General features: G+C 73.3%; 30 protein-coding genes. 29 read left to right on the forward strand and 1 reads right to left on the reverse strand.

Annotation, left to right across the window (positions count from 1 at the left end; translation table 11 throughout):
* Positions 1-111: 111 nt before the first annotated feature.
* The 26 genes from rplN (at position 112) to GTR02_RS00855 (ending at position 17740) form a co-directional block, all read left to right on the forward strand.
* Positions 112-480: a 50S ribosomal protein L14 gene (gene rplN / locus GTR02_RS00730; protein WP_166605549.1), complete on the forward strand. Its 369-nt coding sequence runs from the start codon at positions 112-114 to the stop codon at positions 478-480.
* A 2-nt stretch (positions 481-482) separates the two neighbouring features.
* The gene (rplX, locus tag GTR02_RS00735) at positions 483-854 is read left to right on the forward strand and encodes a 50S ribosomal protein L24 (protein ID WP_166605550.1); all 372 of its coding nucleotides are present in this window, start codon (positions 483-485) and stop codon (positions 852-854) included.
* Positions 854-1426 (forward strand): 50S ribosomal protein L5, encoded by a 573-nt coding sequence (gene rplE / locus GTR02_RS00740; protein ID WP_240894806.1) that lies wholly within the window; start codon positions 854-856, stop codon positions 1424-1426. The genes rplX and rplE overlap by 1 nt, the downstream gene beginning before the upstream one ends.
* A 2-nt stretch (positions 1427-1428) precedes the next feature.
* Positions 1429-1614 carry a type Z 30S ribosomal protein S14 gene (locus GTR02_RS00745; RefSeq protein WP_166605551.1) on the forward strand — a complete coding sequence of 62 codons (186 nt, stop codon included), beginning with the start codon at positions 1429-1431 and terminating at the stop codon, positions 1612-1614.
* A gap of 82 nt (positions 1615-1696) precedes the next feature.
* A complete protein-coding gene (rpsH, locus tag GTR02_RS00750; protein ID WP_166605552.1) occupies positions 1697-2095 on the forward strand; it encodes a 30S ribosomal protein S8 in 399 nt (132 codons plus the stop codon).
* A gap of 13 nt (positions 2096-2108) precedes the next feature.
* The gene (gene rplF, locus GTR02_RS00755) at positions 2109-2648 is read left to right on the forward strand and encodes a 50S ribosomal protein L6 (RefSeq protein ID WP_166605553.1); all 540 of its coding nucleotides are present in this window, start codon (positions 2109-2111) and stop codon (positions 2646-2648) included.
* Positions 2649-2650: 2 nt separating this feature from the next.
* Positions 2651-3028 carry a 50S ribosomal protein L18 gene (gene rplR / locus GTR02_RS00760; protein ID WP_166605582.1) on the forward strand — a complete coding sequence of 126 codons (378 nt, stop codon included), beginning with the start codon at positions 2651-2653 and terminating at the stop codon, positions 3026-3028.
* 40 nt (positions 3029-3068) lie between these two features.
* A complete protein-coding gene (rpsE, locus tag GTR02_RS00765; RefSeq protein WP_166605554.1) occupies positions 3069-3719 on the forward strand; it encodes a 30S ribosomal protein S5 in 651 nt (216 codons plus the stop codon).
* Entirely contained in the window at positions 3719-3901 is a 183-nt protein-coding gene (rpmD, locus tag GTR02_RS00770; protein WP_166605555.1) for a 50S ribosomal protein L30, read from the forward strand. Before rpsE ends, rpmD begins: the two co-directional genes overlap by 1 nt.
* Position 3902: 1 nt before the next feature.
* Positions 3903-4364 carry a 50S ribosomal protein L15 gene (gene rplO / locus GTR02_RS00775; protein WP_205708372.1) on the forward strand — a complete coding sequence of 154 codons (462 nt, stop codon included), beginning with the start codon at positions 3903-3905 and terminating at the stop codon, positions 4362-4364.
* Positions 4365-4560: 196 nt separating this feature from the next.
* Positions 4561-5862, forward strand: a complete 1302-nt coding sequence (secY, locus tag GTR02_RS00780; RefSeq protein ID WP_166605556.1) for a preprotein translocase subunit SecY — start codon at positions 4561-4563, stop codon at positions 5860-5862.
* Entirely contained in the window at positions 5859-6470 is a 612-nt protein-coding gene (locus GTR02_RS00785) for an adenylate kinase (protein ID WP_166605557.1), read from the forward strand. Before secY ends, GTR02_RS00785 begins: the two co-directional genes overlap by 4 nt.
* Positions 6471-6480: 10 nt before the next feature.
* Positions 6481-7293, forward strand: coding sequence for a type I methionyl aminopeptidase (map, locus tag GTR02_RS00790; protein WP_166605558.1), 813 nt, complete (start codon positions 6481-6483; stop codon positions 7291-7293).
* A gap of 152 nt (positions 7294-7445) precedes the next feature.
* Positions 7446-7667 (forward strand): translation initiation factor IF-1, encoded by a 222-nt coding sequence (gene infA / locus GTR02_RS00795; protein WP_166605559.1) that lies wholly within the window; start codon positions 7446-7448, stop codon positions 7665-7667.
* 43 nt (positions 7668-7710) lie between these two features.
* The gene (rpmJ, locus tag GTR02_RS00800; protein WP_166605560.1) at positions 7711-7824 is read left to right on the forward strand and encodes a 50S ribosomal protein L36; all 114 of its coding nucleotides are present in this window, start codon (positions 7711-7713) and stop codon (positions 7822-7824) included.
* Positions 7825-7988: 164 nt separating this feature from the next.
* Positions 7989-8369 carry a 30S ribosomal protein S13 gene (rpsM, locus tag GTR02_RS00805; protein ID WP_166605561.1) on the forward strand — a complete coding sequence of 127 codons (381 nt, stop codon included), beginning with the start codon at positions 7989-7991 and terminating at the stop codon, positions 8367-8369.
* 84 nt (positions 8370-8453) lie between these two features.
* Entirely contained in the window at positions 8454-8861 is a 408-nt protein-coding gene (gene rpsK / locus GTR02_RS00810; protein WP_166605562.1) for a 30S ribosomal protein S11, read from the forward strand.
* A gap of 143 nt (positions 8862-9004) precedes the next feature.
* Positions 9005-10018, forward strand: a complete 1014-nt coding sequence (locus tag GTR02_RS00815; protein WP_166605563.1) for a DNA-directed RNA polymerase subunit alpha — start codon at positions 9005-9007, stop codon at positions 10016-10018.
* Between the two features lie 63 nt (positions 10019-10081).
* The gene (rplQ, locus tag GTR02_RS00820) at positions 10082-10669 is read left to right on the forward strand and encodes a 50S ribosomal protein L17 (RefSeq protein ID WP_166605564.1); all 588 of its coding nucleotides are present in this window, start codon (positions 10082-10084) and stop codon (positions 10667-10669) included.
* Positions 10670-10686: 17 nt separating this feature from the next.
* Entirely contained in the window at positions 10687-11574 is an 888-nt protein-coding gene (gene truA, locus GTR02_RS00825; RefSeq protein WP_338073484.1) for a tRNA pseudouridine(38-40) synthase TruA, read from the forward strand.
* A 73-nt stretch (positions 11575-11647) separates the two neighbouring features.
* The gene (locus GTR02_RS00830; protein WP_166605565.1) at positions 11648-12148 is read left to right on the forward strand and encodes a histidine phosphatase family protein; all 501 of its coding nucleotides are present in this window, start codon (positions 11648-11650) and stop codon (positions 12146-12148) included.
* A 77-nt stretch (positions 12149-12225) separates the two neighbouring features.
* Positions 12226-13920, forward strand: a complete 1695-nt coding sequence (locus GTR02_RS00835) for an ATP-binding cassette domain-containing protein (RefSeq protein ID WP_166605566.1) — start codon at positions 12226-12228, stop codon at positions 13918-13920.
* Positions 13921-14086: 166 nt separating this feature from the next.
* Positions 14087-14530, forward strand: a complete 444-nt coding sequence (rplM, locus tag GTR02_RS00840) for a 50S ribosomal protein L13 (RefSeq protein WP_166605567.1) — start codon at positions 14087-14089, stop codon at positions 14528-14530.
* Between the two features lie 35 nt (positions 14531-14565).
* On the forward strand, positions 14566-15066 hold the full coding sequence (gene rpsI / locus GTR02_RS00845; protein ID WP_420814667.1) for a 30S ribosomal protein S9: 501 nt from the start codon (positions 14566-14568) through the stop codon (positions 15064-15066).
* Between the two features lie 133 nt (positions 15067-15199).
* Positions 15200-16549, forward strand: coding sequence for a phosphoglucosamine mutase (gene glmM / locus GTR02_RS00850; RefSeq protein ID WP_166605568.1), 1350 nt, complete (start codon positions 15200-15202; stop codon positions 16547-16549).
* 87 nt (positions 16550-16636) lie between these two features.
* Positions 16637-17740: a GNAT family N-acetyltransferase gene (locus GTR02_RS00855; RefSeq protein ID WP_166605569.1), complete on the forward strand. Its 1104-nt coding sequence runs from the start codon at positions 16637-16639 to the stop codon at positions 17738-17740.
* Here GTR02_RS00855 and coaA read toward each other — a convergent pair.
* Entirely contained in the window at positions 17737-18729 is a 993-nt protein-coding gene (coaA, locus tag GTR02_RS00860; protein WP_205708397.1) for a type I pantothenate kinase, read from the reverse strand. The genes GTR02_RS00855 and coaA overlap by 4 nt on opposite strands.
* A 144-nt stretch (positions 18730-18873) precedes the next feature.
* On the opposite strand from coaA, the gene glmS reads away from it, so the two are divergent.
* The 3 genes from glmS to GTR02_RS00875 all read left to right on the forward strand — a co-directional run.
* Complete coding sequence (gene glmS, locus GTR02_RS00865) at positions 18874-20736, forward strand: glutamine--fructose-6-phosphate transaminase (isomerizing) (protein ID WP_166605571.1); 1863 nt, start codon at positions 18874-18876, stop codon at positions 20734-20736.
* A gap of 67 nt (positions 20737-20803) precedes the next feature.
* Complete coding sequence (locus GTR02_RS00870) at positions 20804-21157, forward strand: holo-ACP synthase (protein WP_166605572.1); 354 nt, start codon at positions 20804-20806, stop codon at positions 21155-21157.
* Positions 21158-21184: 27 nt separating this feature from the next.
* Positions 21185-21635: NAD(P)H-hydrate epimerase (locus GTR02_RS00875; RefSeq protein WP_338073485.1), on the forward strand; the 451-nt coding region annotated here is incomplete at its 3' end.

Genomic DNA, 21635 nt, shown 5'->3' on the forward strand with positions numbered 1-21635 from the left:
AGGCGCCCCGGCTGCGGCCGGGGACGCCCGAGACGAGTCCATGTCCGTTCCGCCAGGCTCGCCGTCCGGCCAGACCGCACGGCGAGAACCGGCGCGACGAAGGAGTAGAGAGTGATCCAGCAGGAGTCGCGGCTCAAGGTCGCCGACAACACGGGTGCCAAGGAGATCCTTTGCATCCGCGTGCTCGGCGGCTCCGGCCGCCGCTACGCAGGCATCGGTGACGTGATCGTGGCCACGGTCAAGGACGCGATCCCCGGTGGCAACGTCAAGAAGGGCGACGTCGTCAAGGCGGTCATCGTCCGCACCAAGAAGGAGCGTCGGCGCGCCGACGGTTCCTACATCCGCTTCGACGAGAACGCGGCCGTCATCCTCCGGGCTGACGGGGACCCGCGGGGTACGCGCATCTTCGGGCCGGTCGGCCGCGAGCTGCGCGACAAGAAGTTCATGCGGATCATCTCGCTGGCTCCGGAGGTGCTCTGACCATGGGGAAGATCAGGATCAAGAAGGGTGACCTCGTGCAGGTGATCACGCGCGTGCGTGGTCGTCGCAACGAGGACGGCACCAAGACCTCCGACCTGGGCAAGCAGGGCAAGGTCCTGGAGGTCTTCGCCGACACCGAGCGCGTCCTCGTCGAGGGCGTCAACCAGATGAAGCGCCACACGAAGGCGCGTCCGGGCGTCGCCGGTGGCATCGAGGTCCGCGAGGCCCCGCTGCACATCAGCAACGTCCAGCTCGTCGACCCGGAGACGGGCAAGCCGACCCGCGTCGGCATCCGCACCGAGTCCGTGGAGCGCGACGGTCGTCAGAAGACCCAGCGGATCCGCGTCGCCAAGCGTTCCGGCAAGGACATCTGATGACGACTGAGACCACCACCGCCCGCCCGCTGCCTCGTCTGAAGCAGCGCTACCGGGACGAGATCAAGAGCGCGCTGCAGACGCAGTTCGAGTACGGCAACGTCATGCAGATCCCCGGCCTGGTCAAAGTCGTGGTGAACATGGGTGTCGGCGAGGCTGCGCGCGACTCCAAGCTGATCGACGGCGCGATCCGCGACCTGACCGTCATCACGGGGCAGAAGCCCCAGGTGACCAAGGCCCGCAAGTCCATCGCGCAGTTCAAGCTCCGCGAGGGCATGCCGATCGGTGCGCACACCACGCTGCGCGGCGACCGCATGTGGGAGTTCGTCGACCGCCTCGTGTCGCTCGCGCTGCCGCGCATCCGCGACTTCCGCGGTCTCTCGCCGAAGCAGTTCGACGGCAACGGCAACTACACCTTCGGTCTCAACGAGCAGTCCATGTTCCACGAGATCGACCAGGACCGCATCGACCGGGTCCGGGGCATGGACATCACCGTCGTGACGACGGCGAAGACCGACGAGGAGGGCCGTGCGCTGCTCCGCGCGCTGGGCTTCCCCTTCAAGGAGAACTGACCGTGGCGAAGACCGCTCTGATCATGAAGGCTGCGCGCAAGCCGAAGTTCGCGGTGCGCAGCTACACCCGCTGCCAGCGCTGCGGGCGACCGCACGCGGTGTTCCGCAAGTTCGGCCTGTGCCGGATCTGCGTCCGCGAGATGGCGCACGCCGGCGAGCTGCCCGGCGTGACGAAGAGCAGCTGGTGACCTCTCTGTACACGACGACGCCGCAGGTCCGGACCACGTCCCGTGGTCTGGAAACCCCGGTGAGGAAGGGCGGACGAGCCCGATGACGATGACCGACCCCATCGCGGACATGCTGACCCGTCTGCGCAACGCCAACTCGGCGTACCACGACACGGTCTCCATGCCGTACAGCAAGCTGAAGTCGCACATCGCGGAGATCCTCCAGGCCGAGGGCTACATCGCCTCCTGGACCGTCGAGGACGCCGAGGTCGGCAAGAAGCTGACGATGAACCTGAAGTTCGGCCCGAACCGCGAGCGCTCGATCGCCGGCCTGCGCCGCGTGTCGAAGCCCGGCCTCCGGGTCTACGCGAAGTCGACCAACCTGCCGCGCGTGCTCGGTGGCCTGGGCGTGGCGATCCTGTCCACGTCCTCGGGGCTGCTGACCGACAAGCAGGCCAACAAGAAGGGCGTGGGTGGGGAAGTCCTCGCCTACGTCTGGTGAGGGAGGAGGACTCATGTCGCGCATCGGTCGACTTCCGATCCCCGTCCCCGCCGGCGTGGACGTGACCATCGACGGCTCCACCGTCACGGTCACGGGCCCCAAGGGCACGCTCGCGCACACCGTCGCCGACCCGATCACGGTCGAGCGGCCGGAGGACGGCGTCCTCCGGGTGGTGCGTCCCGACGACGAGCGCGCGTCGCGCTCGCTGCACGGGCTGACGCGGACGCTCATCAACAACATGCTCGTCGGCGTCACCGAGGGCTACGTCAAGCGCCTCGAGATCGTCGGCACCGGTTACCGCGTGGCCGCCAAGGGCTCGGACCTCGAGTTCGCCCTGGGCTTCAGCCACCCGGTGGTCGTCACGGCTCCCGAGGGCATCACGCTGGCCGTCGAGAACCAGACCCGGTTCTCCGTGGCGGGGATCGACAAGCAGCAGGTCGGCGAGGTCGCCGCCAACATCCGCAAGCTGCGCAAGCCCGACCCGTACAAGGGCAAGGGCGTGCGGTACGCGGGCGAGGTAGTCCGCCGCAAGGTCGGAAAGGCTGGTAAGTGACGATGGCTCTCTCCACGCAGCGCACCACCAAGGGCAAGTCCGCGTCGCTCAAGCGCCGCCACACCCGCGTGCGCAAGAAGGTCGTCGGCACCGCCGTGCGGCCGCGCCTCGTCGTCACGCGGTCGACCCGGCACGTCTTCGTGCAGGTCATCGACGACGCGGCCGGCCACACGCTGGCGTCCGCCTCGACCATGGAGGCGGACCTGCGCGGCTCCACCGACGACAAGTCGGCGAAGGCCAAGCAGGTCGGTCAGCTCGTGGCCGAGCGCGCCCGGGCGGCCGGCATCGAGGCCGTGGTCTTCGACCGCGGCGGCAACCGCTACGCGGGACGTGTCGCGGCCATCGCCGACGGCGCCCGCGAAGCCGGACTGGCCCTGTGAGGGCGACGACCGTGACCGCAGCAGAGAAGAGGAACGTCTGATGCCTGGACCCCAGCGCCGAGGCGCCGGTGGCACCGGCGCGGCCGGCGGAGCCGGCGGCAACGACCGAGGAGGCCGTGACGGCGGCCGCCGCGACGGCGGGCGCGGTGACGCCCGCGGCGGTCAGGGCGACCGCAGCAACTTCGTCGAGCGCGTCGTGACCATCAACCGCGTGGCCAAGGTCGTCAAGGGCGGCCGTCGCTTCAGCTTCACGGCCCTCGTGGTCGTGGGCGACGGCGACGGCACCGTCGGTGTCGGCTACGGCAAGGCCAAGGAGGTGCCCGCGGCGATCGCCAAGGGCGTCGAGGAGGCCAAGAAGAACTTCTTCAAGGTGCCCCGCATCCAGGGCACCATCCCGCACCCCATCCAGGGTGAGAAGGCGGCCGGCGTGGTCATGCTGCGCCCCGCCTCCCCGGGTACCGGCGTCATCGCCGGTGGTCCGGTGCGCGCCGTGCTCGAGTGCGCGGGGATCCACGACGTCCTGTCGAAGTCCCTGGGCAGCGACAACGCGATCAACATCGTGCACGCGACGATCGAGGCCCTCAAGGGCCTCGAGCGCCCGGAGCAGGTCGCGGCGCGCCGCGGCCTGACCGTGGAGCACGTGGCCCCGGCCGCGATGCTGCGCGCCCGTGCCGCGGGGGTGGGTGCCTGATGGGCAGGATCAAGGTGACCCAGGTCAAGTCGGGCATCGGCGGCAAGCAGAACCAGCGGAACACGCTGCGCAGCCTCGGGCTGCACAAGATCGGGCAGAGCGTCGTCAAGGACGACAAGCCCGAGTTCCGCGGCATGGCGAACACGGTGGCCCACCTGGTCACCGTCGAGGAGGTGGACTGACATGGCCGGCACTCCGGGCGAGCACGTCCTGAAGGTGCACCACCTGCGTCCCGCGCCCGGCGCGAAGACCGCCAAGCAGCGCGTCGGCCGTGGTGAGGGCAGCAAGGGCAAGACCGCCGGTCGAGGGACCAAGGGCTCGAAGGCGCGCTACCAGGTGCCCGCCGGGTTCGAGGGCGGGCAGATGCCCCTGCACATGCGCCTGCCGAAGCTGCGCGGGTTCAAGAACCCGTTCCGCGTCGAGTACCAGGTCGTCAACCTCGACAAGCTCGCGTCCCTCTTCCCCGAGGGTGGCAGCGTGTCCGTGGACGACCTCGTCGCCAAGGGCGCCGTGCGCGACGGGCACCTCGTGAAGGTGCTCGGCACGGGCGAGGTGGGCGTGGCCCTGCAGGTCAGCGCCCACAGGTTCTCCGCGTCCGCCGTGGAGAAGATCGCCGCAGCGGGTGGGTCCACCACCGCGCTGTGAGCGGCCCGCAGCACTGATCGACCCCGCAGGACGTCCGCGGCGGTAGCGACGAGTGATCGTCCGCTACCGCCGCGTCGTCGTTCTGGGGGGCGGTAAGGTCTCCACCGTGGTCGGCGCCCGCCGCCGGCCACCGCACCACCGTCCGTCAGTCCCCAGTCCGCCCCTGCGTGCCGCAGGGCCGGTGCAGGAGGTTCGAGTGCTCACCGCATTGGCCCGGGCGTTCCGCACGCCGGACCTGCGCCGCAAGCTGCTGTTCACGCTCGGCATCATCGTGCTCGTCAGGGTCGGCTCGTTCGTGCCGACCCCGGGCGTCGACTACTCCGCCGTGCAGCAGTGCATCGCGCAGGCCGAGACCGGCAACAGCCTGCTCGGCCTGGTCAACCTCTTCTCCGGCGGCGCACTGCTGCAGCTGTCGGTCTTCGCGCTCGGGATCATGCCGTACATCACGGCGAGCATCATCATCCAGCTGCTCACCGTGGTCATCCCGCGCTTCGAGGAGCTGAAGAAGGAGGGCCAGCAGGGCACCACCAAGCTGACCCAGTACACGCGCTACCTCACGATCGCCCTGGCGGTCCTGCAGTCGACGACCTACGTGTCGATCGCGCGGGACCCCACGCGGCTGTTCCAGACCAACTGCACCGCGCAGGTCGTCCCCGACCAGAGCGTGCACGTCATCGCCCTGATGGTCCTGACGATGACCGCGGGCACCGGCCTGGTGATGTGGCTGGGCGAGCTCGTGACCGAGCGGGGCGTCGGCAACGGCATGTCGCTGCTGATCTTCGTGCAGATCGCGTCGGGCTTCCCCACGTCCCTGTGGGCCATCCAGCGCGAGCGCGGCTTCCTGACCTTCGCCGCGGTGATCCTCATGGGCCTCGTCGTGGTGGCGGCCGTGGTGGCCGTCGAGCAGTCGCAGCGCCGCGTCCCCGTGCAGTACGCCAAGCGCATGATCGGGCGCCGCATGTTCGGCGGCTCGAGCACCTACATCCCGCTGAAGGTCAACATGGCCGGCGTCATCCCGGTCATCTTCGCGTCCTCGCTGCTGTACCTGCCGGCGCTGCTGGCCCAGTTCAACGACCCGAACGACGGCTGGGTCATCTGGATCGACACCTACCTGGTGCGCGGCGACCACCCGCTCTACATGGCGCTGTACTTCCTGCTCATCATCTTCTTCGCCTTCTTCTACGTGGCGATCACGTTCAACCCGGACGAGGTCGCCGAGAACATGCGCAAGTACGGGGGCTTCATCCCCGGGGTGCGCGCGGGGCGTCCGACGGCCGAGTACCTCGACTACATCCTCACCCGCATCACCCTGCCGGGGGCCCTGTACCTCGGTCTGGTCTCGCTCCTGCCGCTCATCGCGCTCGTGGCCTTCAACGCCAACCAGAACTTCCCGTTCGGCGGCACGTCGATCCTCATCATCGTCGGCGTGGGTCTCGAGACCGTGAAGCAGATCGAGAGCCAGCTCCAGCAGCGCAACTACGAAGGGTTCTTGCGATGAGCCGTCTCGTCCTCCTGGGTCCCCCCGGCGCCGGGAAGGGCACGCAGGCCAAGCGCCTGGCGGCCCGCCTCGCCGTGCCCGCGATCTCGACGGGCGACATCTTCCGCGCCAACGTCGCGCAGGGGACCGAGCTGGGCCTGTCGGCGAAGGAGTACATGGACGCGGGCAAGTACGTGCCGGACTCGGTCACCAACCTCATGGTCCGCGACCGGCTCGCCCAGCCCGACGCGACGGGCGGCTTCATCCTCGACGGCTACCCGCGCACGACCGACCAGGTCCGCGAGCTGGACGACATGCTCGCCGAGGCGGGGACGTCCCTGACCGCCGTGCTGGAGCTGACCGCCGACACCGACGAGCTGGTGCGCCGCCTCACGCTGCGCGCGGGCACCGAGGGCCGCAGCGACGACGCGGAGGGCGTCGTGCGCACGCGCCAGCAGGTCTACCTCGAGCAGACCGCGCCGCTGGTGGAGGTCTACTCGACCCGGGGCCTGCTGCACAGCGTCGACGGGCTGGGTGCCGTCGAGGAGGTCACGGCGCGGCTCGAGCAGGTGCTCGCGCAGGCGGCGGACGCCGACGCTCCGCCCGCCGGCGACGCGCAGGCCGGCTGAGCGGGCGCCCGTGTTCGGACGCGACCGGGTCGAGCTGAAGACGCCCGAGCAGATCCGCGCCATGCGCCGGGCCGGGCTGCTGACGCGCGCGGCCCTCGACGCCGCCCGCGACGCGCTGCGGCCCGGGGTCACCACCGACGAGCTCGACGCCGTCGCGGCCGAGGTCATCCGCGCCGGCGGCGGCACGTCGAACTTCCTCGGCTACCACGGCTACCCGAAGACGCTCTGCATCTCCGTCAACGAGGTCGTCGTGCACGGCATCCCCGGCGGCCGCGTGGTGCAGGAGGGGGACGTCGTCTCCATCGACGGGGGCGCGGTCGTCGACGGCTGGCACGGCGACTCGGCGTTCACGCAGATCGTGGGCGAGCCGCGCGACGCGGGCGACGAGGAGCTCGTCGAGATCACCCGGCAGGCCATGTGGCGGGGGATCGCCGCGCTGGACCGGCGCGGCCGCGTGGGCGACGTCGGCGCGGCCGTGGAGGACGCGGTCGACGGCCGGCTCGCGATCGTCGACGGCTACACGGGCCACGGCATCGGGACCGCGATGCACCAGGCGCCCGACGTGCTGAACCACCGCGACCGCGACCGGGGGCCGAAGGTCCGTCCCGGCCTGTGCCTGGCCGTCGAGCCCATGTGCACGCGGGGCACCACCGAGACCGACGTCCTCGCCGACGAGTGGACGGTCGTCACGACCGACGGTTCGCGCGCCGCGCACTGGGAGCACACGGTCGCCGTGCTGCCGGAGGGCCTCTGGGTCCTCACCGCGACGGACGGGGGAGCCGCGGAGCTCGGCGCCCTCGGGGTCACCGTCCCCGCGCAGTGACTGCGCCGCAGCACCTCGCCGCATCGCGCCCGCCCGGATTTCGTCTGCGGCTCGCCGTCGCGTAGGCTTGACCGTCGGTCCGTCATGCCTCCTCCGCAGCCGTGGTGGGGGACCGCGGGCCACGATCCGACACCGACGGAAAAGCGGAGGACATGCCGAAGAAGGACGGCGTCATCGAGATCGAGGGCACCGTGGTCGAAGCTCTGCCCAACGCGATGTTCCGCGTCGAGCTGAGCAACGGGCACAAGGTGCTGGCCCACATCTCCGGGAAGATGCGGCAGCACTACATCCGCATCCTCCCCGAGGACCGGGTGGTCGTCGAGCTCAGCCCTTACGACCTGTCCCGCGGGCGCATCGTCTACCGCTACAAGTGACCGAACTGGCCGCGAGCCGCGTGCCCGCACGACCGGAGACACGATGAAGGTCAAGCCGAGCGTCAAGAAGATCTGCGAGAAGTGCAAGGTGATCCGCCGACACGGACGTGTCATGGTCATCTGCGAGAACCTGCGCCACAAGCAGCGCCAGGGCTGACGCAGCAGCACCTGCGCACGTCGCGTCCCGCGACGGCGCACCATCGCAGCACCCGTCGGGAGCACCGCTCCTGACGACACCCCCGGTCGGAGGCCGGGGACCCGCCCGACGAGGGCGGGGCCGGTGCTGCGGCAGACCTCCGCGAAGACAAGGGACCACCCCGCATGGCACGTCTCGTCGGCGTCGACCTCCCCCGCGAGAAGCGGCTGGAGATCGCGCTCACGTACATCTTCGGCGTCGGTCGCACCCGCGCCAAGGAAACGCTGGCCGCCACTGGCGTCAGCCCCGACCTCCGCGTCCGCGACCTCTCGGACGAGGACCTGGTCGCCCTGCGCGACCACATCGAGGGCAACTACCGCGTCGAGGGTGACCTCCGGCGCGAGGTGGCCGCCGACATCCGCCGCAAGGTGGAGATCGGCACCTACCAGGGTCTGCGGCACCGCCGCGGTCTGCCCGTGCGCGGGCAGCGCACCAAGACCAACGCCCGCACCCGCAAGGGCCCGAAGCGCACGGTCGCCGGCAAGAAGAAGGTCGGCCGCAAGTAGCGCTCGCGGCCCCGCTCGGGCCGCCCGGGTCGCCCGCCGACCCGCCCTCGATCTCAGTCCTCGAGTCCCAGGAGTACGGACACCATGCCTCCCAAGAGCCGCCAGGCCACGGCGGCGCGCAAGCCGCGCCGCAAGGAGAAGAAGAACGTCGCGCACGGCCACGCGCACATCAAGAGCACGTTCAACAACACGATCGTGTCGATCACCGACCCCACGGGTGCGGTGATCGCCTGGGCCTCGGCCGGCCAGGTCGGCTTCAAGGGTTCGCGCAAGTCGACCCCCTTCGCCGCGCAGATGGCGGCCGAGGCCGCGGCCCGTCGCGCGCAGGAGCACGGCATGCGCAAGGTCGACGTCTTCGTCAAGGGCCCGGGCTCGGGCCGCGAGACCGCGATCCGGTCGCTGCAGGCCACGGGCCTGGAGGTCGGCGCGATCCAGGACGTCACCCCCAGCCCGCACAACGGCTGCCGGCCCCCCAAGCGCCGGCGCGTCTGACCCGGTGACGACCCCGGCGGTGCTGCCGCCGGGGCCGTCGCACGATCGACCCAGTTCACGATCGAGCCAGACCCCGTCGGTGGACCGATGCTGACGGGCGTGCGGGGCGTCATATGGCGGACGCCCGCGGGAAGGAACCCTCCGTGCTGATCGCACAGCGCCCCACCCTCACCGAGGACGTCGTCGACGAGTACCGCTCGCGGTTCGTCATCGAGCCTCTGGAGCCGGGCTTCGGCTACACCCTCGGCAACTCGCTGCGCCGGACGCTGCTCTCCAGCATCCCCGGTGCGGCCGTGACGAGCCTCCGCATCGACGGCGTGCTGCACGAGTTCACCAGCGTGCCCGGGGTGAAGGAGGACGTCACCGAGATCGTCCTCAACATCAAGAACCTCGTCGTCTCCTCGGAGCACGACGAGCCCGTCGTCATGTACCTGCGCAAGCAGGGTCCCGGTGCGGTCACCGCTGCGGACATCGCGCCCCCCGCGGGCGTCGAGGTCCACAACCCCGACCTCCACATCGCGACCCTCAACGGCAAGGGCAAGCTCGAGCTGGAGCTGACCGTCGAGCGCGGGCGCGGCTACGTCTCCGCGGCCCAGAACAAGTCCGGCGAGCAGGAGATCGGGCGCATCCCGATCGACTCCATCTACTCGCCGGTCCTCAAGGTCACCTACAAGGTCGAGGCGACCCGCGTCGAGCAGCGCACCGACTTCGACCGCCTCGTGGTCGACGTCGAGACCAAGCACTCGATCAGCCCGCGCGACGCCGTGGCCTCGGCCGGCAAGACGCTCACCGAGCTGTTCGGCCTGGCGCGCGAGCTCAACGTCGAGGCCGAGGGCATCGACATGGGCCCGTCCCCGACCGACGCGGCGCTGGCCGCCGACCTCGCGCTCGAGATCGAGGCGCTGGACCTCACCGTCCGCTCCTACAACTGCCTCAAGCGCGAGGGCATCCACTCGGTCGGCGAGCTGGTCTCGCGCAGCGAGGCCGACCTGCTGGACATCCGCAACTTCGGGCAGAAGTCCATCGACGAGGTGAAGGCCAAGCTCGTCGGGATGGGCCTGCACCTCAAGGACTCCCCGCCCGGGTTCGACCCGAGCGCCGTCGTCAACGACTTCGAGGAGGACGACCAGTCCTTCGCCGAGGACGAGCAGCTCTAGCCGTCCGCCACCCCGTCACCCCCTCGCCGGGGGTGGTGGGAGACACCGAGGAGATCGACAACCATGCCCACCCCCACCAAAGGTGCGCGGCTCGGCGGCGGGCCGGCCCACCAGCGGCACATCCTGGCCAACCTGGCCACGCAGCTCTTCGAGCACCGCAGCATCACGACCACCGAGGCCAAGGCCCGGCGGCTGCGGCCCTACGCCGAGCGGCTGATCACCTTCGCCAAGCAGGGTGACCTCGCGTCCCGCCGTCGCGTCATGCGCACGGTCAAGGACAAGGGCGTCGTCCACGAGCTCTTCACCGACATCGCCCCGGCGATGTCCGAGCGCTCGGGCGGCTACACCCGGATCGTCAAGATCGGGCCGCGCCGCGGTGACAAGGCCCCCATGGCCGTGATCGCGCTCGTCCTCGAGCCGGTCAGCGCCAAGCAGGCCACCGTCCGCGAGGCCGAGCAGGCCGTCGTCGCCGCCGCGCCCGTCGCGGCGGAGGAGACCGTCCCCACCAAGGCCCCGGCCACGGAGGAGGCGGCCACCGCCGACGTGACGACCGGTGCGGACGACACGGTCGAGACCCCCGCGGTCGAGGCCGGCAGCGTCGAGCAGCCGGACACCCTCCCCGACGCCGCGGACACCGAGGGCAAGGCCTGAGCGCCTCCCTCGATCCCGTGGACGAGCCCGCCCTCCCCGACACCGGGGACGGCGGGCTCGTCCGCGTGCGCCTGGACCTGGGCTACGACGGCACGGCCTTCGCGGGCTGGGCCGAGCAGCCCGGGCTGCGCACCGTGCAGGGCGTCCTGACGGGCGCGCTCGCCCGGGTGCTGCGCATGGACCCCGCCCCCCGGCTCGTGGTGGCCGGGCGCACCGACGCGGGGGTGCACGCGCGCGGCCAGGTCGTCCACGTCGACGTCCCGCGCGCCGCGTGGGACGCCGCGCCCGGCCGCTCCGCGGTGGCGCCCGCGCAGGCCCTCGTGCGGCGGCTGGCGGGCGTGCTGCCGCCCGACGTCCGGGTGCACGCCGCCCGGCTCGCCCCCGCGGGGTTCGACGCCCGCTTCTCGGCGCTGCGCCGCCGCTACGCCTACCGGGTCTGCGACGACCCCGCGGGGGCCCCGCCCCTGCGCCGGCTCGACGTGCTCGCCGTGCGCCGCCCGCTCGACGTCGCCGCCATGGACGCCGCGGCCGCGCAGCTGGTCGGCCTGCACGACTTCGCGGCCTACTGCCGGCCCCGCGAGGGCGCCACGACCGTCCGGACCCTGCTGCGCTACGGCTGGCGCCGCGACGACGGCGACGACCGCCTCGTCGTCGCCGACGTGCAGGCGGACGCCTTCTGCCACTCGATGGTGCGCGCGCTGGTCGGCGCCGCGCTCGCCGTGGGGGAGGGCCGTCGCCCCGTGGCGTGGCCCGCGCAGGTGCTCGCCGCGGCGGTGCGCGACCCCGCGGTCGCGGTGGTCGGGCCGCACGGGCTCTGCCTCGAGGAGGTGGCGTACCCGCCGGACGACGAGCTGGCCGCCCGCGCCCGCGAGGCCCGCGCGGTCCGGACGCTGCCGCCCCGCTAGCCGCGCGCGCGGCGACACCCCGGTGTGCGCCCCTGCCGCACCGCCCGCGCCCGGCGTCGGGCACGCTGGGAGCGTGCCCACGCTCGTCGTCGTCCGCCACGCCAAGGCCGACACGCCTCCCGGACTGCAGGACATCGCGCGGCCGCTGTCGGCGCGCGGGCGCGCCGACGCCGAGGAGGCCGGGCGCTGGCTCGCCTCCGCGGTCGGGGCGCCGGAGCTCCTGCTCACCTCGCCGTCGCGGCGCACCGAGGAGACGACGGCGCGGCTGCTCGGCACCTGGGGCGCCGACCCCGTCGTCGTGGACGAGGAGCGCCTCTACGAGGCCTCGCTGGGCGACCTGCTGCGGATCGTGCGCGGCCTGGACACCGAGAGCGCCGAGGCCACGGTCGTGCTCGTGGGGCACAACCCCGGGGTCAGCGCGCTCGTGGAGGCCCTGACGGGGGAGGTCCAGCAGCTGCGGACCTGCCAGGTCGCGGTCGTCGCCGTCGAGGGCGCGTGGGCCGACGCCGACTCGACGTCCTGCGCGCTGCGCAGCACCCACACCGCCCGGGCGGAGGGCTCCGCCTCCTCCTGAGCCTGCGCGGTGGGTGCCCCGGGGGCCGGCGCGGGAAACCGGTTCGGCCCGCGGGCGCGGGGCGGCACACTCCTGGTGTGGGTCACGTCGACGTCCAGGCCGTCAGTCACGAGCTCCCCGACGGCAGGCCGCTGCTGTCGGAGGTGAGCTTCCGCGTCGCCGACGGCACCACCAGCGCGCTCGTGGGCCCCAACGGGACGGGCAAGACCACGCTGCTGCGCCTCATCGCGGGCGACCTGCCGGTCCAGTCCGGCGCCGTCGCCCGCAGCGGGGGGCTCGGGGTCATGCGCCAGTTCGTCGGCTCGCTGCGCGACGACACCTCGGTGCGCGAGCTCCTGGTCTCGGTCGCGGCGCCCCGCCTGCGCGAGGCCGCGGCGGCCGTCGACGCCGCGGAGCTCGCGATGCTCGAGACCGACGCGGAGCGCGAGCAGCTGCGCTACGCCCACGCGCTGGCCGACTTCGGCGACGCGGGCGGCTACGACGCGGAGGTGCTGTGGGACTCCTGCACGACGGCGGCCCTGGGCGTCGAGTTCGACCGCTGCCAGCACCGCCTGGTCCGCACGCTGTCCGGGGGCGAGCAGAAGCGGCTCGTGCTCGAGGCCCTCCTGCGCGGCGACGACGAGGTGCTGCTGCTCGACGAGCCGGACAACTACCTCGACGTGCCCGGCAAGCGCTGGCTCGAGCAGCAGCTGCGCGAGACGCCGAAGTCGGTGCTGCTGGTCAGCCACGACCGGGAGCTGCTCGCGGCCGCCGCCGACCGGATCGTCACCCTGGAACCGGGCGCCCTGGGCGCCGTGGCGTGGGTGCACGGCGGCTCCTTCGCGACCTACGGCGCGGCCCGCACGGCCCGCGGCGAGCGCCTGGAGGAGCTGCGCCGGCGCTGGGACGAGGAGCGCGTCAAGCTCCGCACCCTCGTGGTCACGCTGCGGGAGAAGGCGAAGTTCAACGACGGGCTGGCCTCGCGCTACGCCGCGGCCCAGACCCGGCTGGCCCGGTTCGAGGAGGCCGGGCCGCCGCAGGCGCCGCCGGCCGCGCAGGACGTGCGGATGCGGCTTCGCGGGGGGCGCACGGGCAAGCGCGCCGTGGTCTGCGAGCGCCTGGAGCTGTCGGGGCTCATGCGGCCCTTCGATGCCGAGCTGTGGCTGGGGGACCGGGTGGCCGTGCTGGGCGCCAACGGGTCGGGCAAGTCGCACTTCCTGCGGCTGCTCGCGGCGGGCGGCAGCGACCCCGACCTCGAGCACCAGCCGGTGGGCGAGGAGGACGGCGGCACACCCGTGGCGCCCGTCGCGCACACCGGGTCGGCCCGCCTGGGCGCCCGCGTGCGGCCCGGGTGGTTCGCCCAGACCCACGAGCAGCCGGCCCTCGCGGGCCGCACGCTGCTCGAGGTCCTGCACCGGGGGACGACGCACCGCAGCGGGATGGACCGCGAGACGGCGTCGCGGGCCCTGGACCGCTACGGCCTCGCAGGGGCCGCCGAGCAGCGCTTCGAGCACCTCTCCGGCGGCCAGCAGGCGCGGCTGCAGATCCTGCTCCTGGAGCTGTCCGGGGCGACGCTGCTGCTGCTCGACGAGCCCACCGACAACCTCGACCTGCACTCCGCCGAGGCGCTGGAGGAGGCGCTGGCGGCCTTCGAGGGCACGGTCGTCGCCGTGACGCACGACCGGTGGTTCGCGCGCGGCTTCGACCGCTTCCTCGTCTTCGGCGAGGACGGCGGCGTGTTCGAGGCACCCGAGCCGGTCTGGGACGCTGGTCGGGTCCTCCGGGCCCGCTGAGCGCGCCCGGCCCGTCACCCCGCCCCGCGCGTCCGCACCGTTTTGACCCTGCGGGCACCCGGCGGGTAACGTGACTGGCCGTTGCGCCCACGCAGTGCCTGCCCATCCCGGCGGCCCCGAGCGGGGGCCATGTCCGGACATCGTCTCGAGGAGTTGGGCTAGTCCCGTGCGCACGTTCACCCCGAAGCCAGGCGACATCGACCGCCGTTGGCTCGTCATCGACGCCGAGGACGTCGTGCTCGGGCGCCTCGCGTCGCAGACCGCGATCCTCCTCCGTGGCAAGCACAAGCCGACCTACGCACCGCACGTCGACGGTGGCGACCACGTCATCATCGTCAACGCGGCGAAGGTGGCCCTGACGGGCTCCAAGCGGGACCAGAAGCTGGCGTTCCGCCACTCCGGCTACCCGGGCGGCCTGCGCGCCACGTCGTACACCGAGCTCCTGGAGAAGAACCCGGAGAAGGCCGTCGAGAAGGCCATCCGCGGGATGATCCCCAAGAACTCGCTGGGCCGTCAGGTCCTGTCCAAGCTCAAGGTCTACGCGGGCCCCGAGCACCCGCACGCGGCCCAGCAGCCCGTGCCGTACCAGCTGACCCAGGTCGCGCAGTGAGCACTGCGCCCACTGCGAACTGACTGAGGAGAATCGTGGCCGAGTACACATCCGAGAACGCCGTCGAGGACATCACCGAGTCCGACGACTTCACGGGCACCTACACCTCCGAGTCCGCGCAGCCGCGGACCGGTGGGTCGAGCATCATCGCGCCCGGTGCGGCGACCGGCCGGCGCAAGCAGGCCATCGCCCGCGTGCGCATCGTCCCGGGCACGGGCCGCTGGGTCATCAACGGCCGTGAGCTGGACAACTACTTCCCCAACAAGGTGCACCAGCAGCTCGTCAACGAGCCGTTCCGGGTCACCGAGCTGGAGAGCTCCTTCGACGTCATCGCCCGCATCCACGGCGGCGGCTCGTCCGGCCAGGCCGGCGCCCTGCGCCTCGGCGTGGCCCGCGCGCTGAACGCGATCGACCTCGAGGCGAACCGCCCGTCGCTGAAGAAGGCCGGGTTCCTGACCCGCGACCCGCGCGCCATCGAGCGCAAGAAGGCCGGGCTCAAGAAGGCCCGCAAGGCGCCTCAGTTCAGCAAGCGCTGATCGCGTCCGCGCACCGCGCGGAGCCTCAGCACCGCCAGACGGCCCCGGGGGCGACCCCGGGGCCGTCTTGGCGTTCCGGCACCTGACGCTCAGCACGTCCGGCCACCCGGCCGGGCAGGAGGAGGACGACGCCGTGGGGCGCATCTTCGGGACCGACGGCGTGCGCGGGGTCGCCAACGTCGACCTGACCGCCGAGATGGCCCTGGGCCTGTCGGTCGCCGCGGCCGGCGTCCTGGGCGCCCGCTCCGGGCGGACCCACGCCCTGGTCGCGCGCGACCCCCGCGCGTCGGGGGAGTTCCTCTCGGCCGCCGTCGTGGCCGGTCTCGCCAGCGCGGGCGTGGACGTGCGCGACGTGGGTGTCCTGCCGACCCCGGCCCTCGCGCACCTCGTGGGTCTCGCGGGCAGCGACTTCGGCGTGATGCTGTCGGCGTCGCACAACCCGATGCCCGACAACGGCCTGAAGATCTTCGCGCGCGGCGGCACCAAGCTGCCCGACGACGTCGAGGACGCCGTCGAGCGGGCCTTCCGCGACGGCACCGTGCGGCGCCCGACCGGCGCCGACGTGGGGCGCGTCGAGCGCGGTGCGGCGGTCGAGGCCGCCGCCGCGGACGCCTACGTCACGCACGTGCTGGCGTCGCTGCCGCACTCGCTCGCGGGGCTGCACGTCGTCGTCGACTGCGCCCACGGCGCGGCCAGCGCGATCGCCCCCCGCGTGCTCGCCGAGGCCGGCGCCCGGGTGACCGCGCTGGCCGCGGAGCCGGACGGGCTGAACATCAACGACGGCGTCGGCTCCACCCACCTCGGCCCGCTGCAGGCCGCCGTGGTGGCGCACGGTGCCGACCTCGGCGTCGCGCTCGACGGCGACGCGGACCGCTGCCTCGCTGTGGACGCCGCCGGCGAGGTCGTCGACGGCGACCAGGTCATGGCCGTCCTGACCCTCGCGCTGAAGCAGCGCGGCGAGCTCACGGGCGACACGCTCGTCGCCACCGTCATGAGCAACCTGGGGCTGCGCCTGGCCATGGAGCGCGAGGGCGTGCACCTGGTCGAGACCGCGGTCGGCGACCGCTACGTGCTCGAGGCGCTCACGGCGGGCGGGTACGCCATCGGCGGGGAGCAGAGCGGGCACGTCGTGCTGCCCTCCCACGCGACCACGGGCGACGGGGTGCTCACCGCGCTGCAGCTCGCGGGGCGCATGGCCGAGACCGGCCGGACTCTCACTGACCTCGCGGGCGTCGTGCAGCGGCTGCCGCAGGTGCTCGTCAACGTCCGCGGTGTGGACAAGGCCCGGGCCGCGGACGACGAGGCCCTGGGCGCGGCGGTCGCCGCCGCCGAGCGGGAGCTCGCGGGTCTCGGCCGCGTGCTGCTGCGACCGTCGGGGACGGAACCGCTCGTGCGGGTCATGGTGGAGGCCGCCGAGCTCGGCCACGCCCAGGACATCGCGGACCGGCTCGCGGTCGTGGTCCGGGACCGCCTCGCCCTCTGACGTCCGCCACGGCGCGCTCGGCCGCGGGAGGACCCGCCCGCGGGAAAACCCGTGGCGCGGCCCGGCGCCCGGCGGTTTCCTGGGCGGGTGCACATCGAGGTGACGTCGACCCAGGACCCCGGCCGCGCGGCGTGGCTCGCGGAGTTCTTCGACCGCTGGTACGTCGCACGCCTGGCCGGGGAGTCGCACGACCGAGCCGACCCCGCGGCGTGGCAGCCCGCGGAGCTGCGGGCGGAGTTCGAGCACGGCCCCGAGGACGAGGTGCTGCACTGGCTCGTCGCGCTGGAGGACGCCGACGACGGGGACGGAGCCGGGTCGGGCGGGCGCGGACTGGGGTCCGCGGAGGTCCGCATGCCCGTGCTGGACAACACCCACGTCGCGGCCGTGACGATCGCCGTCGCCCCCGAGGCGCGCCGCAGGGGGGTCGGCACGCGCCTGCTGGCCGCGGCGGCGGACCTGGCCGCGGCGTCCGGGCGCACCGTCCTGCGCACGGAGACCGAGCGTCCCGTCGAGGCTCCCGAGGACACGTGGCCGGGCTCGATCGCGCTGCAGCGCTGGGGGTTCGTGCCCGGGCTCGTCGAGGCCCGGCGCCAGCTCGCGCTGCCCGTGCCGCCGGACGCGCTCGACGCGCTCGAGGCCTCGGCGCGCCCGCACGCCGCCGGCTACCGCTGGTGGGCCTTCGCGGGCCCCGTCCCGGAGCCGGACGTCGTGGCCATGGCGGGCCTCATGGCCCGCATGAGCACCGACGCGCCGCAGGGGGACCTGACCGTCGAGCCCGAGGTGTGGGACCCCGCCCGCGTGCGGGCCGCGGAGGCGATGCGCACCGCCCAGGGGCGCCGGACGTGGACCGCGGTCGCCGCCGACGCCACGGGGACGCTGGTCGGCTACACCATGCTCGTGCAGTCGGCGCACGAGCCGGAACGGCTGCTGCAGTGGGACACCCTGGTCGTGGCCGAGCACCGCGGGCACCGGCTGGGCATGCTGCTGAAGGTCGCCGCCCTGCGCGCGGCCGTGGCCGACGCGCCCGAGGCGCGCCGCGTGAGCACCTGGAACGCCACGACGAACGGGCCGATGATCGCGGTGAACGAGGCGCTGGGGTTCCTGCTGGACGAGCTCTGCGAGGAGGGCGAGGTGGGCGTCGAGGACGTCCGGTCCCGCCTCGCCGTGGGGCCGGAGGGGCTGCGGCGCTAGAGCTTGCGCAGCCGCAGCCGGCGCACCGAGTGGTCGGAGTCCTTGGCCAGCACGAGCGTCGCGCGGGCCCGCGTCGGCCGAACGTTCTCGACGAGGTTCGGTTCGTTGATGGTGTGCCAGATGCGCTGCGCCCGCGTCACGGCCTCGGAGTCGGTGAGGTCCGCGTAGCGGTGGAAGTAGGACTCCGGGCGGCTGAAGGCCGTCTGGCGCAGGCGCAGGAACCGCGAGACGTACCAGTTCCGGACGTCGTCGGTGCGGGCGTCGACGTACAGCGAGAAGTCGAAGTAGTCGCTCACCGTCACCCCCTGGGTGCCGTCGGCGCGGACCCGCGCGGGCTGCAGCACGTTCAGCCCCTCGACGATGAGGACGTCGGGCTGCCGGACGACGACCTCGGCGCCCTCGACGATGTCGTAGGTCAGGTGGGAGTAGACCGGTGCCCGCACCTCCGGGGCGCCGGACTTCACCGCGGACACGAAGCGCAGCAGGGCCCGGCGGTCGTAGGACTCGGGGAACCCCTTGCGGTGCAGGATGCCCCGCCGCTCGAGCTCCGCGTTCGGCAGGAGGAACCCGTCCGTGGTGATGAGCTCCACGCGGGGGGTCTCGGGCCAGTGCGACAGCAGCTCGCGCAGGATGCGCGCGGTCGTCGACTTGCCCACGGCCACCGACCCGGCGACACCGATGACGAACGGCGTGCGCGCCGTCCGCTCCCCGAGGAACGTCGACGTGGCCGCGTGCAGGCTCCCGGCCGCGCGGTCGTACAGCGTCAGCAGCCGCGACAGGGGCAGGTACACCTCCTCGACCTCGCGCAGGTCGATGCGGTCGCCGAGGCCACGCAGCCGCGCGACGTCCTCGGCGGTCAGGGTCAGGGGCGTCGAGCGGCGCAGCCGGCTCCAGGCCGCGCGGTCGAGCACGACGTAGGGGGACGGCTCGCGCGCGGCGGCGCGGTCGGCCGGCTCGCCGGGGGTCTGCTCGTGCGGCCCCGCGCCCAGCGGTGCCCCGTGCGCCGGACCAGCGGTGCTCACGGCGGCACGCTACCGGGTTGGCCCCCGCCCCTCCGCGGACCGGCCCCGCCCGCCGTGCGGGCGGCCGCGCGGTCGCGGGTGCGGGGGGCCGCCGCCCGTACGCTGGTGGCCATGTGCGGAATCGTCGGTCACGTCAGCTCCGAGCGGGCCGGGGCCCCCGACGGCACCGCCGTCGTCCTCGAGGGCCTGCGCCGCCTGGAGTACCGCGGCTACGACTCCGCGGGCATCGCCGTCGTCACCGCGGCCGGGCTCGACGTCCGCAAGCGCTCCGGCAAGCTCGTGAACCTCGTCGAGGCCCTCGACCTCGACCCGCTCCCCGCGTCGACGACGGCCATCGGGCACACGCGCTGGGCCACCCACGGCGGCCCGACCGACGCCAACGCCCACCCGCACGTGGACGCGGCGGGCACCGTCGCGGTCATCCACAACGGCATCGTGGAGAACTTCGCGACCCTGCGCGCCGAGCTCCTCGACGCCGGCACGCCCTTCACGAGCGAGACGGACACCGAGGTCGTCGCGCACCTGCTCGGCGCGGAGCTGGCCCGCACGCAGGACCTCACCGAGGCCGTGCGGCTCGTCTGCGCGCGGCTGGAGGGGGCGTTCACGCTGCTCGCCGTGCACCGCGGGGACCCCGGCACCATCGTCGGCGCGCGCCGCAACTCCCCCCTCGTCGTCGGGCTGGGGGAGGGGGCCAACTACCTCGGCTCCGACGTCGCGGCGTTCATCGCGCACACGCGCGAGGCGCTGGAGCTCGGCCAGGACCAGGTCGTCACCATCACGCCCGACACGGTCACCGTCACGGGCTTCGACGGCCGCCCCGCGGAGGGCCGCCGGTTCCACGTCGACTGGGACGCCTCGGCCGCGGAGAAGGGCGGCTTCCCGAGCTTCATGGCCAAGGAGATCCACGACCAGCCGCAGGCCATCGCGGACACGCTGCTGGGCCGCGCCGACGCCGCGGGACGCCTCGTGCTCGACGAGATGAGCATCTCCGAGGCCGAGCTGCGCTCGGTCGACAAGATCGTCGTCATCTCCTGCGGCACCTCGGCCTACGCCGGGCAGGTCGCGAAGTACGCCATCGAGCACTGGTGCCGGATCCCCGTGGAGGTCGAGTACTCCCACGAGTTCCGCTACCGCGACCCGGTCGTGGACCAGCGCACGCTCGTCGTGGCGATCTCGCAGTCGGGCGAGACGATGGACACCATCATGGCCGTCCGGCACGCCCGCGAGCAGGGCGCGCGCGTGCTCGCGATCTGCAACACCAACGGCTCGACGATCCCGCGCGAGTCGGACGCGGCGCTGTACACGCACGCGGGCCCGGAGATCGCGGTCGCCTCCACCAAGGCGTTCCTCGCGCAGATCACGGCGTGCTACCTCCTCGGCCTGTACCTGGCCCAGCTGCGCGGCAACAAGTTCGCCGACGAGATCGCCGAGGTCATGGCCCAGCTGCAGGAGATCCCCGGCCAGGTGCGCCAGGTGCTCGACGGCCTGGAGCAGGTCCGCGAGATCGCCCGGTACATGGTCGACACCCGCTCGGTGCTGTTCCTCGGCCGGCACGTCGGCTACCCCGTCGCGATGGAGGGCGCGCTGAAGCTCAAGGAGCTCGCCTACATCCACGCCGAGGGTTTCGCGGCCGGCGAGCTCAAGCACGGGCCGATCGCGCTCGTCGAACCCGGTCAGCCGGTCTTCGTGGTCGTGCCGTCGCCGCGCGGGCGGGACTCGCTGCACGCCAAGGTCGTCTCGAACATCCAGGAGGTCCGGGCCCGCGGGGCGCGCACCCTCGTCATCGCCGAGGTCGGGGACACGGCCGTCGAACCCTTCGCCGACGTCGTCATCCGGATCCCCCGCACCTCCACGCTGCTCTCGCCGCTGCTGGCCGTCGTGCCGCTGCAGGTGTTCGCGTGCGAGCTCGCCACCGCCAAGGGCCTCGACGTCGACCAGCCCCGCAACCTCGCGAAGTCCGTCACCGTCGAGTGAGCCCACCCCGCCGCCGGGGACCGGGCGCCGCCGTGGGACGGTGGCGGCCTGCCGGAGGGGGACGCGCATGATCGTCGGGATCGGGATCGACGTGGTCGACGTCGCGAGGTTCGTGCGCCAGATCGAGCGCACACCACGCCTGCTGGACCGGTTGTTCGGCGACGGTGAGCGCGGGCTGCCCGCGGAGTCGCTGGCCGCGCGGTTCGCCGCCAAGGAGGCCGTGGCCAAGTCGCTCGGCGCGCCCGTGGGCCTGGTCTGGACCGACGTCGTCGTCGCCCGCGAGGACGGCCACCGCCCCGAGATCGTCGTGCGGGGCAGCGTCGCGCGCCGCGCCGCCGAGATGGGTGTGGAGACCTTCCACCTGTCGCTGTCCCACGACGCCGGGATCGCCTCGGCCATGGTGGTCGCCGAGGGGCGCTGAGCCCCCTCCGGTGCCAGGCTCGGACGCGTGATCACCGCTCACCGCGTCGCCGACGTCCGGGCCGCCGAGGCCGTCGTCACGGCCCGCGTGCCCGCGGGCACCCTCATGCAGCGTGCTGCCGCCGCGCTGGCCGCCGAGTGCGCCGCGCTGCTGCGCGACCGGGCCGGGGGCGTGGCGGGGCGCCGGGTCGTCGTGCTCGCCGGCGCGGGCGACAACGGCGGTGACGCCTTGTTCGCCGCGGCCCGCCTGGCGCGCCGCGGCGCCGGCGTCCTGGTGCTGCGGACCGCGGAGCGCGTGCACCCCGAGGGCCTCGCCGCGGCCCGTGCGGCGGGCGCCCGGACCGCCCCGGCCCCGGCGGAGGACTGGGCCGGGGCCCTCGCGGGCGCGGACCTGCTGATCGACGGCGTCGCGGGCATCGGCGGGTCGGGCGGGTTGCGGCCGGCCCTGCGCGCACTCCCGGCGGCGGCCGCAACCCGCC

Source organism: Kineococcus siccus (assembly GCF_009906795.1).
Lineage (GTDB): Bacteria > Actinomycetota > Actinomycetes > Actinomycetales > Kineococcaceae > Kineococcus > Kineococcus siccus.

Bases quoted from the DNA above. Each gene is read 5' to 3' on its own strand.
- rplX (WP_166605550.1), top strand. From the start codon at position 483: ATGGGGAAGATCAGGATCAAGAAGGGTGACCTCGTGCAGGTGATCACG.
- rplE (WP_240894806.1), top strand. From the start codon at position 854: ATGACGACTGAGACCACCACCGCCCGCCCGCTGCCTCGTCTGAAGCAG.
- rpsH (WP_166605552.1), top strand. From the start codon at position 1,697: ATGACGATGACCGACCCCATCGCGGACATGCTGACCCGTCTGCGCAAC.
- rplF (WP_166605553.1), top strand. From the start codon at position 2,109: ATGTCGCGCATCGGTCGACTTCCGATCCCCGTCCCCGCCGGCGTGGAC.
- rplR (WP_166605582.1), top strand. From the start codon at position 2,651: ATGGCTCTCTCCACGCAGCGCACCACCAAGGGCAAGTCCGCGTCGCTC.
- rpsE (WP_166605554.1), top strand. From the start codon at position 3,069: ATGCCTGGACCCCAGCGCCGAGGCGCCGGTGGCACCGGCGCGGCCGGC.
- rpmD (WP_166605555.1), top strand. From the start codon at position 3,719: ATGGGCAGGATCAAGGTGACCCAGGTCAAGTCGGGCATCGGCGGCAAG.
- rplO (WP_205708372.1), top strand. From the start codon at position 3,903: ATGGCCGGCACTCCGGGCGAGCACGTCCTGAAGGTGCACCACCTGCGT.
- GTR02_RS00785 (WP_166605557.1), top strand. From the start codon at position 5,859: ATGAGCCGTCTCGTCCTCCTGGGTCCCCCCGGCGCCGGGAAGGGCACG.
- infA (WP_166605559.1), top strand. From the start codon at position 7,446: ATGCCGAAGAAGGACGGCGTCATCGAGATCGAGGGCACCGTGGTCGAA.
- rpmJ (WP_166605560.1), top strand. From the start codon at position 7,711: ATGAAGGTCAAGCCGAGCGTCAAGAAGATCTGCGAGAAGTGCAAGGTG.
- rpsM (WP_166605561.1), top strand. From the start codon at position 7,989: ATGGCACGTCTCGTCGGCGTCGACCTCCCCCGCGAGAAGCGGCTGGAG.
- rpsK (WP_166605562.1), top strand. From the start codon at position 8,454: ATGCCTCCCAAGAGCCGCCAGGCCACGGCGGCGCGCAAGCCGCGCCGC.
- rplQ (WP_166605564.1), top strand. From the start codon at position 10,082: ATGCCCACCCCCACCAAAGGTGCGCGGCTCGGCGGCGGGCCGGCCCAC.
- glmS (WP_166605571.1), top strand. From the start codon at position 18,874: ATGTGCGGAATCGTCGGTCACGTCAGCTCCGAGCGGGCCGGGGCCCCC.
- GTR02_RS00870 (WP_166605572.1), top strand. From the start codon at position 20,804: ATGATCGTCGGGATCGGGATCGACGTGGTCGACGTCGCGAGGTTCGTG.